Raw genomic sequence first — 14,743 nt, 5'->3', positions numbered from 1 at the left:
GCCCACCGGCTCCGAGAGCGAGCGGAGCACGCCCACCTCGCGTGGCAGCGCCAAGACCTCGGTGATCCACGAGGGTCTGCCCACCCAGCTGCCCGACATCGACCCGGACGAGACCCGCGACTGGATCGAGTCGTTCGACTCGATGCTGGCCGAGCGCGGCCGCGACCGCGCCCGCTACGTGATGCTGCGCCTGCTCGAGCGCGCCCGCGAGACCCAGGTGGGGGTCCCGGCGCTGCGCAGCACCGACTACATCAACACCATCCCGCCCGAGCGCGAGCCGTGGTTCCCCGGTGACGAGGACGTCGAGCGACGCATCCGCGCCTTCATCCGCTGGAACGCCGCGGTGATGGTCTCCAGCGCCAACCGCAAGGGCCTGGAGGTGGGCGGTCACATCGCCACCTACCAGTCCTCGGCCAGCCTCTACGAGGTCGGCTTCAACCACTTCTTCCAGGGCAAGGACGCGCCCGGCGGCGGCGACCAGATCTACATCCAGGGCCACGGCTCCCCCGGCGTCTACGCCCGCGCCTACCTCGAGGGCCGCCTCACCGAGGAGCAGCTCTACCGCTTCCGCCAGGAGGTCCAGCACGGCACCGGAGCCGGGCTGCCCTCCTACCCGCACCCGCGGCTGATGCCCGACTTCTGGGAGTTCCCCACGGTCTCGATGGGCCTGACCGGCATCAACTCGATCTACCAGGCCCGCTTCAACCGCTACCTGCACAACCGCGGCATCAAGGACACCGACCAGCAGCACGTGTGGGCCTTCCTCGGTGACGGCGAAATGGCCGAGCCCGAGTCGCTGGGCGCCATCGGGGTCGCGGCCCGCGAGGAGCTCGACAACCTGACCTGGGTCATCAACTGCAACTTGCAGCAGCTCGACGGCCCGGTGCGCGGCAACGGCAAGATCATCCAGGAGCTCGAGTCGACCTTCCGGGGCGCCGGCTGGAACGTCATCAAGGTCGTCTGGGGCCGCGAGTGGGACGACCTGCTGGCCCGCGACGTCGACGGCGTGCTGGTCAACAAGATGAACACCACCCCCGACGGCGCCTTCCAGACCTACTCCGTCGAGGACGGCGCCTACATCCGCGACAGCTTCTTCGGCGGCGACCCGCGCCTGCGCAAGATGGTCGAGCACATGAACGACCGGCAGATCCAGAAGCTGCCCCGCGGCGGCCACGACTACCGCAAGGTCTACGCCGCCTTCGACGCCGCCAAGAAGCACGTCGGGCAGCCCACGGTGATCCTGGCCAAGACCGTCAAGGGCTGGACGATCGACGCCCTCGAGGGCAAGAACGCCACCCACCAGATGAAGAAGCTGACGCAGGACGACGTCAAGAAGTTCCGCGACCGTCTCTACCTGCCGATCTCCGACCGCGACCTCGAGCGCTCCTACGAGGAGACCGGCGCCGCGCCGTTCTTCCACCCCGGCGCCGACGCCCCCGAGATCGAGTACATGATGGAGCGCCGCAAGGCCCTCGGCGGCGCCGTGCCGCGCCGGGTCAACCGGGCCAAGTCGCTCACCCTGCCCGGAGACAAGGTCTACTCCGAGCTCAAGCAGGGCTCGGGCAAGAACTCGGTGGCCACCACGATGGCGGTCGTGCGCCTGCTGCGCGACTGGATGAAGGACCCCGAGATCGGCCAGCGCCTGGTCCCGATCGCGCCCGACGAGTACCGCACCTTCGGCATGGACTCGATGTTCCCCTCGGCCAAGGTCTACAACCCGCAGGGCCAGCTCTACGAGTCGGTGGACCGCAAGCTGCTGCTCTCCTACAAGGAGTCCCAGCAGGGCCAGATGCTCCACGAGGGCATCTCCGAGGCCGGCGCGATGGCCTCGGCCACCGCCGCGGGATCGGCGTACACCACGCACGGCGAGCACATGATCCCGTTCTACATCTTCTACTCGATGTTCGGCTTCCAGCGCACCGGCGACTCGATCTGGGCGATGGCCGACCAGCTGGCCCGAGGCTTCCTCATCGGCGCGACCGCCGGTCGCACCACGCTGACCGGCGAGGGCCTGCAGCACGCCGACGGCCACTCGCCGCTGCTGGCGGCCACCAACCCGGCGGTCGTGCACTACGACCCTGCCTTCGCCTACGAGATCGGGCACATCATGCGCTCGGGCCTCGAGCGGATGTACGGCACCAGCGAGGAGCACCCCGACGGCGAGAACGTGATCTTCTACATCACGGTCTACAACGAGCCGGTGCACCAGCCCAAGGAGCCCGACGACGTCGACGTCGAGGGGATCCTCAAGGGCGTGCACAAGGTCTCCACGGCCGACGGCGAGGGCCCCCGGGTCCAGCTGATGACCTCGGGCGTGGGCTTCCCCTGGGTCGAGAAGGCGCGCCAGCTGCTCGCCGAGGAGTGGGGCGTGCAGGCCGACACCTGGTCGGTGACGTCGTGGAACGAGCTGGCCCGCGAGGCCGTCGCCTCGGAGGAGCACAACCTGCTCAACCCAACCGCCGAGCCCCGCACCCCGTTCGTGACCACCGCCCTGTCCGGCCACGACGGCCCGTTCGTCGCGGTGAGCGACTACATGACCGCGGTGCCGATGCAGATCGCGCGCTGGGTCCCCGGCGACTACTGCGTGCTGGGAGCCGACGGGTTCGGCTTCGCCGACACCCGCCCCGCGGCGCGGCGCTTCTTCCACATCGACGCCGAGTCGGTCGTGGTCCGCTCGCTGCAGGCGCTGGCCGACGCCGGCGAGATCGACCCGAGCCTGGTGGAGAAGGCGTTCTCGAAGTACCGCATCGACGACCCGACCGCCGTGAGCGGGGTCAAGCAGGAGGGCGGCGACGCCTGAGCCGGGGCCCGTGGCACACGGGCCCCGGCGACGACGACGGCCCCGGAGCACTGCTCCGGGGCCGTCGTCACGTGCTGGCCGCGCTTCGGGCGGCTGCGGCGTACGCCGCTCGGCTCAGGCGCCCGCGTCGGCGGCGGCCAGCGGCACGACCTGCGCCACGGAGCCGGCAGGGCTGGTCGGACCGTTCTTGAGCAGGCGGCGCCAGCGGGCGCGCGAGTACGTCGCCGGCCGGGTGTCGCGCACGAAGTCGTGCACGACCTCCACGAAGCGCTCGGGGTGATCCTTGTGCGGGAAGTGGCCGCTGCGCGCGATGATCTCGACGCGCGCCTTCGGCGCCAGCGCGGCCGCGTTGCGCGCGTGCCGCACCGGGATGACCAGGTCGTCGCGTCCCCACACCACGCACATCGGCATCGCCTCGGTCAGGTAGGCCCGGTCGGCCATCGTGACGATCTGGCCCTTCCAGTCCACGACCGCGCTGACCACGTGGCGGATCGCGGCGCGGGCGCGCGGGTCCTTGAAGGAGTCGTAGATGTCGGCGACCTCGCCGAGGTCGCGGGTGGCCGCGGTCGGCAGCGCGGCGAGCGTGCGCAGGCCCGCCGTGCCCACGTGGCGCACGCCCGGGAGGGTCAGCAGACCCATCGCCTGCTGGAAGCCGGGCGTGGTGATCGCGCGGATCGCCGGCGTCACCTCGGGGCCCAGCCCGCCCGAGGCGACCAGGATCATCCGCTCGGTCCGCTCGGGGAACTGGTAGGCGAACTGCATCGCGACGCCGCCGCCGAAGCTGTGGCCCACCACAGTGACCTTGTCGATGCCCAGCACCGTCAGCAGGTCGCGCACGCCGTTGGCGTAGCCGCCGACGCTGTAGTCGGCGCGCGGCTTGTCCGAGAGCCCGTGCCCGAGCAGGTCGGGCGCGATGACGGTGTAGTGCTCGGCGAGCCCGTCGATCACCGGCGACCAGGTCGTGTGGTCGCAGCCCAGGCCGTGCAGCAGCAGCAGCACCGGCCCCTGCCCGACCTGCACGAAGGCGCGCTGGTGGCCGTGGACGGTGAGGTGCTGGACGTGGTGGCGGCTGGGGGGCACCGGTCCTCCTGTCGTGGCGACCGCAGCCGACACCCCACCTGGGGGTCGTGAGCACTGCGGCGTCGGGACACCATGTCGCACAATTCCCTTGCACGTAAGGGTTCTCACCCCTTCGCGGCCGAAACTTGACCTGCGCGTGCGGCCGGCACCGCCCTTCCCCGACCTGGGTCTGCCCCTGCGCGCAGGCGGGCGCACTAGCCTGCAGGGGTGGTCGACCATGCCCCGGCGTCGCGCAGCCGCGCCGCCCAGACCCTGCTGCGCTCCACCGGGACGTTGAGCACGGCCGCGACCGGGCGGATGGAGACGACGCTCCCGTGGTTCCGCGACCTGGCCGCGGAGCACCGGTCCTGGGTGGGCCTGATCGTCCAGGCCGGTGTGCGCCAGTTCGTCAGCTGGTACGCCGAGGACGGCGAGAGCACCCCGTCGGGCGAGGGGGCGCTGGCCTCCTCGGTCTTCGGCGCCGCACCCCGCGCCCTGGCCGGGGTGATCAGCCTGCAGCAGACCGTCGACCTGGTGCGGCTCTCGATCGAGGTCATCGAGGCCAACGTCGACTCCCTCCTGGAGCCGGAGGACGCGCTCGAGGTGCACGCGGCCGTGCTGCGCTACGCCCGCGAGGTCGCCTTCGCCACCGCGGAGGTCTACGCCCGCGCCGCCGAGTCCCGCGGCGCCTGGGACGCGCGGCTGGAGGCGCTCGTGGTCGACGCGGTGCTGCGCGCCGAGGCCGACGAGACCATCGCCTCCCGGGCAAGCGCCCTGGGCTGGCGCGGGCGCGGCCAGGTCGTCGTCGTGCTCGGCAAGGCACCCGCCCGCCGCGCCGAGACCGACCTCTTCGAGGAGGCCCGTCGCGCCGCCCAGGCCGCGGGCATGGACGCTCTCGGGGCGGTCCAGGGCGACCGGCTGGTCCTGCTGCTGGGCGGGGTCACCGAGCCACGGGCCGCCGCCGCCCACGTCGTGGACGTCTTCGGCGAGGGCCCGGTCGTGGTGGGGCCGGTCGCCGACAGCCTCGACACCGCCCACCTCTCGGCGCGGGCCGCGGTCTCCGCTCACCGGGTCGCCGTCGGGTGGCCCGGCGCGCCCCGCCCGGTCCGCACCGACGAGCTGCTGCCCGAGCGGGCGCTCGGCGGCGACGGCCACGCCCGGCGCCACCTGGTCGAGGAGGTGTACGTGCCGCTGCTGCGCTCGCGCGGCACCCTGACCACCACGCTGACGGCCTACTTCGAGTCCGGCAGCTCGATCGAGGCGACCGCGCGCGCCCTCTTCGTGCACGCCAACACCGTGCGCTACCGGTTGCGCCAGGTCGCCGACCTCGTGGGGCTCGACCCCACCGAGGCGCGCGAGGCCTTCACCCTCCAGATCGCGCTGGTGCTCGGTCGCCAGTCGGGCCGCTCCGCCGACGACTGAGCGGCATACCCCCGCCCGTACGCCGGCGCTCCAGCGCCGCCCTGCTCGGGTTGTTGTAGGAAACTCACAACAAAAGTGGCCGAAAGATCGTCGGTGGCACTCGTGAGTCGTAGGACCTGCTGCGGCACAGTAGGTCCCGTGCTTGTCATCGTCGCTCCCGGACAGGGAGCCCAGACCCCCGGTTTCCTGCGTCCCTGGCTCGAGGACACCGGCTTCGCCCGCCGCTTCGAGTGGCTCTCCACCGTCGCGGGCCTCGACCTCGTGCACTACGGCACCGAGGCCGACGCCGAGGCGATCCGGGCCACCGAGGTGGCCCAGCCGCTGCTCGTCGCCACCGGCCTGGTGGCCGCGCTCGAGCTGTTCCCCCACCCCAGCGACGCCTTCGAGCGCATCGGCGCCGTCGCCGGCCACAGCGTCGGCGAGATCGGCGCGGCCGCCGGCGCCCGGGTGATCACCGCCGAGCAGGCCATGGTGCTGGTGCGCGAGCGCGGGCTCGCGATGGCGCGAGCAGCCGCGCAGACCCCCACCGGGATGACCGCCGTCCTCGGCGGGGACCGCGACGAGGTGCTCGACGCCCTCGCCAGGCACGGGCTGACCCCGGCCAACGACAACGGTCCCGGCCAGGTCGTGGCCGCCGGCACGCTCGAGCAGCTCGCCGCCCTCAAGGACGACCCGCCGGCCAAGGCCCGGCTGGTGCCGCTGTCGGTCGCGGGCGCCTTCCACACCCACCACATGGCACCGGCGGTCGAGCACCTCGGCGACCTGGCGCGCTCGGTCTCGACCCACGACCCGCGCACCCGGCTGATCTCCAACCGCGACGGCCAGGTGGTGCACGACGGCCGCGAGGTGCTGCGCCGGATGGTGGGCCAGATTGCCCACCCGGTGCGCTGGGACCTGTGCCTGGAGACGATGGAGGACCTCGGCGTCACCGGCATCCTGGAGATGCCGCCGGCCGGCACCCTGACCGGCATCGCCAAGCGCGCCCTCAAGGGCGTCGAGACCTTCGCGCTCAAGACCCCCGACCAGCTCGACGACGCACGGGCCTTCGTCGACAAGCACGGCGAGTCCGCCGGGCTCGACCTCACCCCGACGTGGCGCGTGGTGGTCTCCCCCGCCAAGGGCACCTTCCACCTCGACGAGGCCGCCGCCTCCAGCACCGTGCTGAGCGCCGGTGCACCGATCGGTGACGTGGCCAGCTCGCGCGACCGCGTGGCCATCACCGCCGCCCACGGCGGCCAGGTGGTCGAGTGGCTCGTCGAGGACGGCGACCCCGTCGCCCCCGGCCAGCCGCTGCTGCGCCTGCACCCCGAGGGAGCGGCCTGATGGGCGGCACGACCCCCCGGCCCGCGCTGCGCCCCAACACGGGCGTCGCGCACGCCCGGGTCCTCGGGCTGGGCGCCTACCGGCCCTCCCGCGTCGTCCCGAACTCCGAGGTCGTCACCGGCATCGACTCCACCGACGAGTGGATCCGTCAGCGCTCGGGCATCGAGGAGCGCCGCTGGGCCACCGACGACGAGACCCTGCGGATGATGTCGGTCGAGGCGGCGCGTCGGGCGCTGGCCGACTCCGGTGTCGACGCCCGCCAGATCGACTGCGTGGTGGTCGCCACGGTCAGCCACTTCATGCAGACCCCCGCCCTGGCCACCCTGGTCGCCCACGACCTCGGCACCGACCAGGCGGCCGCCTTCGACGTCTCGGCCGCCTGTGCGGGCTTCTGCCACGGCGTCGCGATGGCCTCCGACATGGTCCGTGGCGGCAGCGCCCGCCACGTGCTGGTCATCGGCGCCGAGCGGCTCTCTGAGCAGACCGACCCCTCCGACCGCGGTACCGCCTTCATCTTCGCCGACGGCGCCGGCGCCGCGGTCGTGGGTCCCAGCGACGAGCCGGGCATCGGCCCGGTGGTCTGGGGCTCCGACGGCGAGCAGTACGACCTGATCCGCTCGCGCGAGGACTGGCGCGACGTGCTGACCTCCGACTCCCCGCGCATGCCCCACCTGGTCATGCAGGGCAACGCGGTCTTCCGCTGGGCCTCCTTCCAGATGGCCAAGACCGGGCTCCAGGCCCTCGACCGCGCCGGCATCGGGGTCGACGACCTCGACTGCTTCGTGCCCCACCAGGCCAACAACCGCATCACCGACGCCATGGCCCGCGCGATGAAGCTGCCCGGCACCGTGGCCATCGCCCGCGACATCGTCCACCAGGGCAACACCTCGGCCGCCTCCATCCCGCTCGCGCTCGACCGGATGCGCGAGGAGGGCCAGGCCCGCTCGGGCGACACCGCCCTGCTCATCGCCTTCGGCGCCGGCCTGGCGTACGCCGCCCAGGTCGTCGTCCTGCCCTGATCCACCGGCACCATCACCCGCACCGTCCAGCACCACCCAACAAGAAACAGGAGACAGCCTGCACATGGCCACCACCGAAGAGATCCGCACCGACCTCGCCGAGATCGTCAACGAGGTCGCCGGCGTCGACACCGACGACGTCCAGCTCGACAAGTCCTTCGTCGACGACCTCGACGTCGACTCGCTGTCCATGGTCGAGGTCGTCGTGGCCGCCGAGGAGAAGTTCGGCGTCTCGATCCCCGACGACGAGGTCAAGAACCTCAAGACCGTGGGCGACGCCGTCGCCTACATCGAGCGCGCCCAGGCCTGAGCCGGCTGCCGGCGGCCGCCCCCGGGCGGCCGCCGGACCCGCACCACCCAGCAAGACGAGCACCAGCACCAGCACCCACCCCTCCACGTAAGGACACCCACGCATGTCGTCGAAGCGAGTCGTCGTCACCGGCCTCGGGGTCACCTCCCCGGTCGGCGGAGACGTGCCCAGCACCTGGGACGCTCTCGTCAACGGACGTTCCGGCGTCCGACCACTGACCCAGGACTGGGCCGAGACACTGCCTGTGCGCATCGCGGGCACCGCCGCCGTCGAGCCCACCGACGTGCTCGAGCGGGTCAAGGCCAGGCGCTGGGACCGCTCCACCCAGCTGGCGATGATCGCGGCCACCGAGGCGTGGAGCGACGCCGGGTTCGCCGACCTCGCCGAGGGCGACGGCCCCGACGGCGACCGGGTCGGCGTCGCGTTCGCCTCGGGCATCGGCGGCGTGACCACCCTGCTCGCCAACTACGACGCGCTGCTCGAGAAGGGCCCCCGCCGGGTCTCGCCCCTCGCGGTCCCAATGCTGATGCCCAACGCCCCCGCGGCCAGCGTCAGCCTGGCCTTCGGCGCCCGCGCCTTCGCCAGCACCCCGGTCTCGGCCTGCGCGTCGGGCAACGAGGCGATCTCGCTGGCCCTCGACCAGATCCGCCTGGGACGCGCCGACGTCGTGGTCGCCGGCGGCACCGAGGCGGCCATCCACCCGCTCAACATCGCGGCGTTCGCCAACATGATGGCGCTCTCGAAGAGCACCAACGACCCGACCACGGTCTCGCGACCCTGGGACACCGGCCGCGACGGGTTCGTGCTCGGTGAGGGCGCCGGTGCGCTGGTGCTCGAGTCCGAGGAGCACGCGCTGGCCCGCGGCGCCCGGATCTACGCCGTCGTGATGGGTGCCGGCGTGACCGCCGACTCCCACGACATCGCCCAGCCCGACCCCGAGGGCCGCGGCGGCACCCGGGCCATCGCCCGGGCCCTGCACGAGGGCGAGGTCGACCCCACCGACGTGGTGCACGTCAACGCGCACGCCACCTCCACCCCGCTGGGCGACATCGCCGAGGGGCTGATGCTGCACGCCACCCTCGGCGCGCACGCCACCGACGTGGTGGTGACCTCGACGAAGTCGATGACCGGCCACCTGCTCGGCGGCGCCGGCGCCGTGGAGGCCGTGGCCACCGTGATGGCCCTGCACCACCGCACCTCGCCGCCCACCATCAACCTCGACGACCAGGACCCGGCCGTCGACCTCGACATCGCCACCAAGGCCCGCGACCTGCCGATGGGCGACATCGTCGCGGTCAACAACTCGTTCGGGTTCGGCGGCGCCAACGTCGCCGTCGCCTTCGGCAGCGTCTGAGACCAGGAGACCACCACGTGAGCACCGCGAGCACCGCCCCCGCCCCGCCCGCCGCGAAGCCGGCCAAGCTCCCCCGCGAGCAGGACCCGCGCCACCCCCGGCACCGGCTGGGGGCGCTGCTCGACGAGGGTTCCCTCGAGCTGATCACCCCCGACGACGAGTCCGGCATGCTGGCCGCCGTCGGCACGGTCGGCGGGGCGCCCGTGGTGGCCTTCTGCTCCGACGCCACCGTGATGGGCGGCGCGATGGGCGACCAGGGCTGCCGCGTGGTCGTCGATGCCTACCACCGGGCCATGACCGACCGGATCCCGATCATCGGGCTGTGGCACTCGGGCGGCGCCCGCCTGGCCGAGGGCGTGCTCAGCCTGCACGCCGTGGGCCGCATCTTCCAGGTGATGACCCAGGCCTCCGGACGCATCCCCCAGGTCTCCGTGGTCCTCGGCCCGGCGGCCGGCGGCGCGGCGTACGGGCCGGCCCTGACCGACGTCGTGATCCTGGGGCCCGAGGGACGGATCTTCGTCACCGGGCCCGACGTGGTGCGCTCGGTGACCGGCGAGGACGTCGACATGCTGCGCCTGGGCGGCCCCGAGCCGCACGGTCGCCGCTCGGGCGTCGTGCACGTGCTCACCGACTCCGAGGCGGATGCGCTCCAGCGCGCACGCAGCATCGCGAACCTGCTCGGCGCCCAGGGCAGCCTGCGGGTCGCCGACGTCGAGGACCGCGACCTGGCGGCCGTCCTGCCCGAGTCGAAGAAGCGCGCCTACGACGTGCACCCGCTCGTCGAGCAGGTGCTCGACGAGGGCACCGTCGAGGAGCTGCACGCCCGCTGGGCACCCAACATCGTCACCGCCCTGGGCCGCTTCGGCGGTCGCACGGTCGGCGTCGTGGCCAACAACCCGCTGCGCCTCGGCGGCTGCCTGGACTCGCTCTCGGCCGAGAAGGCCAGCCGCTTCGTGCGCATGTGCGACGCCTTCGGCATCCCGCTGGTGGTCCTCGTCGACGTGCCGGGCTACCTGCCCGGCGTGGGCCAGGAGTGGGACGGCGTCGTACGACGCGGCGCCAAGCTGCTGCACGCCTTCGGCGAGTGCGTGGTCCCGCGCGTGACCCTGGTGACCCGCAAGACCTACGGCGGCGCCTACATCGCGATGAACGCACGCTCCCTGGGCGCCACCAAGGTCTTCGCCTGGCCCGGCGCCGAGGTCGCGGTGATGGGGGCCGTCGCCGCGGTGCGCATCCTGCACCGACGGCGCCTCGCCGAGGTCTCCCCCGAGATCCGTCCCGCGCTCGAGGCCGAGCTGGCCGCCGAGCACGAGCGGATCGCCGGTGGCGTGGAGCGCGCGGTGGAGATCGGCGTGGTCGACGAGGTCGTCGAGCCCGCAGCCACCCGCTCCGCGATCGCCCGGGCGATCGACGAGGCGGTCCAGAGCGTCGGCGTACGCCGCGGGGCGCACGGCAACATCCCGCTCTGACGTTCCACCCGGTGGACGTCGTCGACGCGGGGCTGTGACGTACGTAACGTTCGGCGCGCACCTGCGTTGAACCGACGACGTCTCTCGTGGAGGACCGCATGACGACCAGGACCCGCACGCTCACCGCGCCCCTCGCCGCCACCTCGGCTGCCCTGCTCACCGCCGGGCTGCTGGCCGGCTCGGTGACGCCGGCCGCGGCCCACACCGGCGCCGAGAAGCACGACATGGCGCAGTACGCCCGCACCTGGGCCAAGGACCAGGTGCTGCGACCTGGTTGCCGGTCCTACCCCTACCGTTACAAGGTGAGTCCGCCCAGCGACCAGGCATGGGGCCTGGAGACCTTCCTGGTCGGCCCCGGCGGCGACAGCGTCTCGTCGGGCGCGCTGCACAGCGGCTCCGACCGTCGCAAGGGGCGCGACACCTTCGAGTTCTGCAGCACCTCGACGCGTCCGGGCAAGTTCAAGATCCGCGCCAAGCTGACCTACTACGTCGGCTTCACCGCGCACGACGGCTGGGCCGACCGCACCAGGTTCCGGCTGCGCCGTCGCTGAGCGGGCGGCTCAGACCACCTGGTGCAGCCAGCGCACGGGCGCGCCGTCGCCCGCGTGGCGGAAGGTCTCGAGCTCGTCGTCCCAGGGCTTGCCGAGCAGCTTGTCGATCTCGACCAGCAGCGTCGTGTCGCCGAGAGCGGCCTTGACCACCGCGGCCTTGAGCCGGTCCTCGGGGATCATGATGTCGCCGTGCATCCCGGTCACGGCGTGGTAGACGCCGAGGTCGGGGGTGTAGGAGTAGCGGGTGCCCTCGACGCCGGGGCTGGGCTCTTCGGTGATCTCGAAGCGCAGGTGGTTCCAGCCGCGCAGCGCCGATGCGGTCGCGGCGGCCGAGCCCACGGCACCGGTCCAGGAGAGCTCGGCGCGGTAGCTCCCGCTCTGCGCGGGCTGGGGGGTCCAGTCCAGGCTCACGGGCATGCCGAGCACGCCGCCCACGGCCCACTCGATGTGGGGGCACAGCGCGGAGGGTGCTGAATGGACGTAGAGCACGCCCCTCGTCGCGGTGCGGGTGGCAGTCGTTGCGGTCACCGTGACCTCCTTCATCTCCGGCGCGAGGTACGCCTTCCCCAGCGGTCTCGTCAGGAGTCTCGAAGGATCGAGTGACACGTATGTGGTTTGGGACCATTGTGGCCCATGAGGCGCCAGAGCACCAGTCCCCCGCGCCCGTGTCGCGGCCCGTGTCGCGGGCCCGTCCTCAGGCCGGCGCCACGGCGCCGGCGTCGCGGCGCGGGCCGAGACCCAGCAGGGTCCCCAGCACCTCCTCGACCGCCCCGAGTCCGCCGAGGTGGCTCTCGCCCTCGATGACCGTGAGCTCGGCGTCGGGGAGCCGGTCCACGACGTGCCGGCCGTGGCGCAGCGGCACGATGTGGTCGTCGTCGCCGTGCCACCAGCGCACCGGCACCCGCACGTCGGCCGGCGCGAAGCCCCACTCACGGCAGAACAGGAGCAGGTCGTTGATCGGCGCCGTGGACTGGAACCGGTTGCCGTTGAGCAGGTCGTCGACGAACATCGCCCGGAACTCCGGGCGCGAGAGGAGCGTCCTGTCGCCGGGTGGCTGCACGGCGGCGTAGAGGTCGAGGAAGGACCCCGCCACGGGCTTGGCCAGCCTGACGAACTGGTTCATGGCCACCCCCAGCGGCACCCTGCCCAGCGCTAGCAGCGGCGCCAGGCGCACGGCCAGGCTGATCGCACCGCCCTCCGCCGCGTCCGGTCCCACCGTCGGCGCCACGCCCCCGAGCACCGCGATGCCGTGGACCCGCTCGGGCAGGGCGGCGCCAGCGGCGAGCACGTAGGGACCTCCCCCGGAGAGCCCGATGAGGTGGGTGGAGTCCACCCCGAGCGCGTCGAGGAGGTGCTCGAGGTCGTGGATCCAGTCGAGCAGGTCGGGGTAGAGGTACGGCGTCGACGACCCGATGCCCGGCCGGTCGACACCGATGATGCGCAGCCCCTGCTCCAGCGCCAGACGACGTGCCTCCACCGGCACCTGCCGGCGAGCCCCCGGAGTCCCGTGCATCCAGACCACGGCCCGGCCCCGAGGCACGCCGTACTCGGCGAAGCTCAACCGCCGCCCCGCACGCACCGCCACGCTGCCCTCCAGGGCAGGTCTGTCCAAGGTCAGAGGAGCACTCATCCGCCCATCATGCCACCGCCGACGACCAGAACGAGAACACGTTCTCCCATGCGCGGCGGGGCGGCCGCGATGCCCTACGCTCCAGCCATGTCGCAGCAGCTCGCCGGTCGAGGCCTCGGGGTGGTGCCGGGTCGGCTGTGGCGCCGCGGCGTGCTCGCCGTCGCCGCCGTGGGGGCCCTGCTCTTCGTCTGGTGGTTCGTCACCACTCCCCCGGCCCTGCCCACCCGCGAGGGGCACGTCACCGCCGTCACGACGGTGGGCAAGCCCGTCTTCGTGGGCGTCTGGAGCACCGGCTCCGACTTCGGCCGCGAGCTGCACGTGGCCGGCGTGCGACTGCGTGCCGATGCCACGGTCGCCGTCGACCTCGAGCCGCTGCTGTGCCGGGGCGGCTCGGTGGGGGTCACCAGCGATCCCGCACCGTTCTGCCGTGACCTGCTCGACCCGGCCGGGACCACGCTCGGCCCCGGCGACTCGTTGGTGGTGCGAGTCGTGGCCGAGGAGCCCGGCGCGGTCTACCTCGACCGGCCGTCGCTCGCCTTCCGCGAGGGCCCGCGATGGGGCAACCGCGAGGCGGGCACCGAGGCGGTCCTGGCGATCGTCACGCCCTGACCACCCCGGGCGCGCCCGTCACGGCCGGCCTCGCTCAGCCGCGCTCGGCCTTCTCGAGCAGGGCCGCACGCTCGGCTGCGTCGGTGATCTCGTCGGCATCGATCGCGTCGGTGCGGTGGAACCACGCCAGCGCGTCGGTCGTGCGACCCGCGGCCTCGAGGGTGTCGGCGTAGGCGTAGCGCAGCCGCACGACCCACGGGGCCCGGCTCTTCGACAGCAGCGGCGCCAGCTCGAGGGTGCGCAGAGCGGCGTCCATCTGGCCCATGTCGCGACGCGCGCCCGCCTCGACGATCGTCATCTCGGCCTTGGCCTCGGACTCGAAGTTGGCCACCGACGGGCTCTTCGCGAGCTTGAGGGCCTGGTCGGGCTGGCCCAGCGCCCGGTGGCAGTCCGCGATGATCGGCAGGTAGGCGGTCGCGCCGTTCATCCGCTTGGCCGCGCGCAGGTCGGCCAGCGCCTCGGCGTAGTGCCCGGCCGCGTACGCCGCCTCGCCGGCGGCCTCGCGCACCACCGCCAGCCGCGGCGCCCGGGCACGGGCGGCCAGGGTGTGCTGGTAGGCGGTCTCGGGGTCCTCGTCGATGAGCGCCCCCGCGGCCGCGAGGTGGCGCGCCACCCGGGCGGCCAGCTTCTCGGGCAGGCCCTTGAGCTGGGCGATCACCGCGCGGTCGAGCTCCTTGCCGGTGATGTCGTCCGGCAGGTCCGGCCCGTCGTAGACCGCCTGGTCGGCTGAGCGGGGGGCCTCCTTCTCGACCGAGCGGCCGCTGCCCGCGCCACGCGGGCCGGACTTGCGGTCGCGGGACGGTCCACCGCGTCCCCCTCGGGAGTCACGGTCACCGCGCGAGTCGCGGGAGTCACGCGAGTCGCGCGAGTCGGAGCGACCGCCACGGTCGGGTCGGCCCTCCGAGGACCTGCTCGAGGACGGTCGCCCGCCTCCGGTGGGTCGCCCACCCGAGGGGCGACCGCCGGTGGGGCGCTGGTTGCGTCGCTGCTCAGCCACGGGGATGCTCCTTCGTCGACCCTGAGGTCGGGGGTAAATGCACGTAGGGGCCACCTTGCGGTGGCCCCTACGGAGTGTATGTCCGGCGGCGTCCTACTCTCCCACAACCTCTCGGTTGCAGTACCATCGGCGCTGAAAGGCTTAACTTCCGGGTTCGGGATGGGACCGGGTGTTTCCCTTTCGCTATGGCCGCCGTAACT

At 72.9% G+C, this 14,743-nt stretch carries 13 protein-coding genes and 1 rRNA gene; 9 read left to right on the top strand and 5 right to left on the bottom strand.

Annotation, left to right across the window (positions count from 1 at the left end; translation table 11 throughout):
- Positions 1 to 61 precede the first annotated feature (61 nt).
- Positions 62 to 2,800 carry a pyruvate dehydrogenase (acetyl-transferring), homodimeric type gene (gene aceE, locus QWJ41_RS04485; protein WP_302706349.1) on the top strand — a complete coding sequence of 913 codons (2,739 nt, stop codon included), beginning with the start codon at positions 62 to 64 and terminating at the stop codon, positions 2,798 to 2,800.
- A gap of 114 nt (positions 2,801 to 2,914) precedes the next feature.
- Here the strand turns inward: aceE and QWJ41_RS04480 are convergent, their stop codons facing one another.
- The gene (locus QWJ41_RS04480) at positions 2,915 to 3,880 is read right to left on the bottom strand and encodes an alpha/beta fold hydrolase (protein WP_302705960.1); all 966 of its coding nucleotides are present in this window, start codon (positions 3,878 to 3,880) and stop codon (positions 2,915 to 2,917) included.
- Between the two features lie 207 nt (positions 3,881 to 4,087).
- Here QWJ41_RS04480 and QWJ41_RS04475 point away from each other — a divergent pair, with 207 nt between their 5' ends.
- From QWJ41_RS04475 to QWJ41_RS04445, 7 genes are all read left to right on the top strand, one after another.
- Positions 4,088 to 5,281, top strand: a complete 1,194-nt coding sequence (locus QWJ41_RS04475; RefSeq protein ID WP_302705959.1) for a PucR family transcriptional regulator — start codon at positions 4,088 to 4,090, stop codon at positions 5,279 to 5,281.
- 138 nt (positions 5,282 to 5,419) lie between these two features.
- On the top strand, positions 5,420 to 6,604 hold the full coding sequence (locus tag QWJ41_RS04470) for an acyltransferase domain-containing protein (RefSeq protein WP_302705958.1): 1,185 nt from the start codon (positions 5,420 to 5,422) through the stop codon (positions 6,602 to 6,604).
- Positions 6,604 to 7,623 (top strand): beta-ketoacyl-ACP synthase III, encoded by a 1,020-nt coding sequence (locus tag QWJ41_RS04465; protein WP_302705957.1) that lies wholly within the window; start codon positions 6,604 to 6,606, stop codon positions 7,621 to 7,623. Before QWJ41_RS04470 ends, QWJ41_RS04465 begins: the two co-directional genes overlap by 1 nt.
- A gap of 64 nt (positions 7,624 to 7,687) precedes the next feature.
- Positions 7,688 to 7,933: an acyl carrier protein gene (locus QWJ41_RS04460; RefSeq protein WP_179616869.1), complete on the top strand. Its 246-nt coding sequence runs from the start codon at positions 7,688 to 7,690 to the stop codon at positions 7,931 to 7,933.
- 103 nt (positions 7,934 to 8,036) lie between these two features.
- A complete protein-coding gene (locus QWJ41_RS04455) occupies positions 8,037 to 9,287 on the top strand; it encodes a beta-ketoacyl-[acyl-carrier-protein] synthase family protein (RefSeq protein ID WP_302705956.1) in 1,251 nt (416 codons plus the stop codon).
- Positions 9,288 to 9,304: 17 nt separating this feature from the next.
- Positions 9,305 to 10,756: an acyl-CoA carboxylase subunit beta gene (locus QWJ41_RS04450; RefSeq protein ID WP_439117306.1), complete on the top strand. Its 1,452-nt coding sequence runs from the start codon at positions 9,305 to 9,307 to the stop codon at positions 10,754 to 10,756.
- A gap of 98 nt (positions 10,757 to 10,854) precedes the next feature.
- Positions 10,855 to 11,307, top strand: coding sequence for a hypothetical protein (locus QWJ41_RS04445; RefSeq protein WP_302705955.1), 453 nt, complete (start codon positions 10,855 to 10,857; stop codon positions 11,305 to 11,307).
- 9 nt (positions 11,308 to 11,316) lie between these two features.
- Here the strand turns inward: QWJ41_RS04445 and QWJ41_RS04440 are convergent, their stop codons facing one another.
- Both QWJ41_RS04440 and QWJ41_RS04435 read right to left on the bottom strand, forming a co-directional pair.
- Entirely contained in the window at positions 11,317 to 11,850 is a 534-nt protein-coding gene (locus QWJ41_RS04440) for a DUF3145 domain-containing protein (protein WP_193670225.1), read from the bottom strand.
- A gap of 151 nt (positions 11,851 to 12,001) precedes the next feature.
- Positions 12,002 to 12,937 (bottom strand): alpha/beta fold hydrolase, encoded by a 936-nt coding sequence (locus QWJ41_RS04435; protein WP_302705954.1) that lies wholly within the window; start codon positions 12,935 to 12,937, stop codon positions 12,002 to 12,004.
- 87 nt (positions 12,938 to 13,024) lie between these two features.
- Here QWJ41_RS04435 and QWJ41_RS04430 point away from each other — a divergent pair, with 87 nt between their 5' ends.
- A complete protein-coding gene (locus tag QWJ41_RS04430) occupies positions 13,025 to 13,546 on the top strand; it encodes a hypothetical protein (RefSeq protein WP_302705953.1) in 522 nt (173 codons plus the stop codon).
- A 34-nt stretch (positions 13,547 to 13,580) separates the two neighbouring features.
- Here QWJ41_RS04430 and QWJ41_RS04425 read toward each other — a convergent pair whose 3' ends face one another.
- The gene (locus QWJ41_RS04425; protein WP_302705952.1) at positions 13,581 to 14,543 is read right to left on the bottom strand and encodes a tetratricopeptide repeat protein; all 963 of its coding nucleotides are present in this window, start codon (positions 14,541 to 14,543) and stop codon (positions 13,581 to 13,583) included.
- A gap of 80 nt (positions 14,544 to 14,623) precedes the next feature.
- Positions 14,624 to 14,740: ribosomal RNA gene (gene rrf, locus QWJ41_RS04420) — 5S ribosomal RNA — on the bottom strand.
- Positions 14,741 to 14,743: the final 3 nt, after the last annotated feature.

Origin of the sequence: Nocardioides cremeus, assembly GCF_030518195.1 — a bacterium.
GTDB lineage: Bacteria > Actinomycetota > Actinomycetes > Propionibacteriales > Nocardioidaceae > Nocardioides > Nocardioides cremeus.
This window is presented reverse-complemented; position numbering and strand designations above follow the sequence as displayed.

Coding starts and splice junctions, on each gene's coding strand:
- QWJ41_RS04465 (WP_302705957.1), top strand. CDS start 6,604: ATGGGCGGCACGACCCCCCGGCCCGCGCTGCGCCCCAACACGGGCGTC.
- QWJ41_RS04430 (WP_302705953.1), top strand. CDS start 13,025: ATGTCGCAGCAGCTCGCCGGTCGAGGCCTCGGGGTGGTGCCGGGTCGG.
- QWJ41_RS04440 (WP_193670225.1), bottom strand. CDS start 11,850: ATGAAGGAGGTCACGGTGACCGCAACGACTGCCACCCGCACCGCGACG.
- QWJ41_RS04460 (WP_179616869.1), top strand. CDS start 7,688: ATGGCCACCACCGAAGAGATCCGCACCGACCTCGCCGAGATCGTCAAC.
- QWJ41_RS04445 (WP_302705955.1), top strand. CDS start 10,855: ATGACGACCAGGACCCGCACGCTCACCGCGCCCCTCGCCGCCACCTCG.
- QWJ41_RS04435 (WP_302705954.1), bottom strand. CDS start 12,937: ATGAGTGCTCCTCTGACCTTGGACAGACCTGCCCTGGAGGGCAGCGTG.
- QWJ41_RS04455 (WP_302705956.1), top strand. CDS start 8,037: ATGTCGTCGAAGCGAGTCGTCGTCACCGGCCTCGGGGTCACCTCCCCG.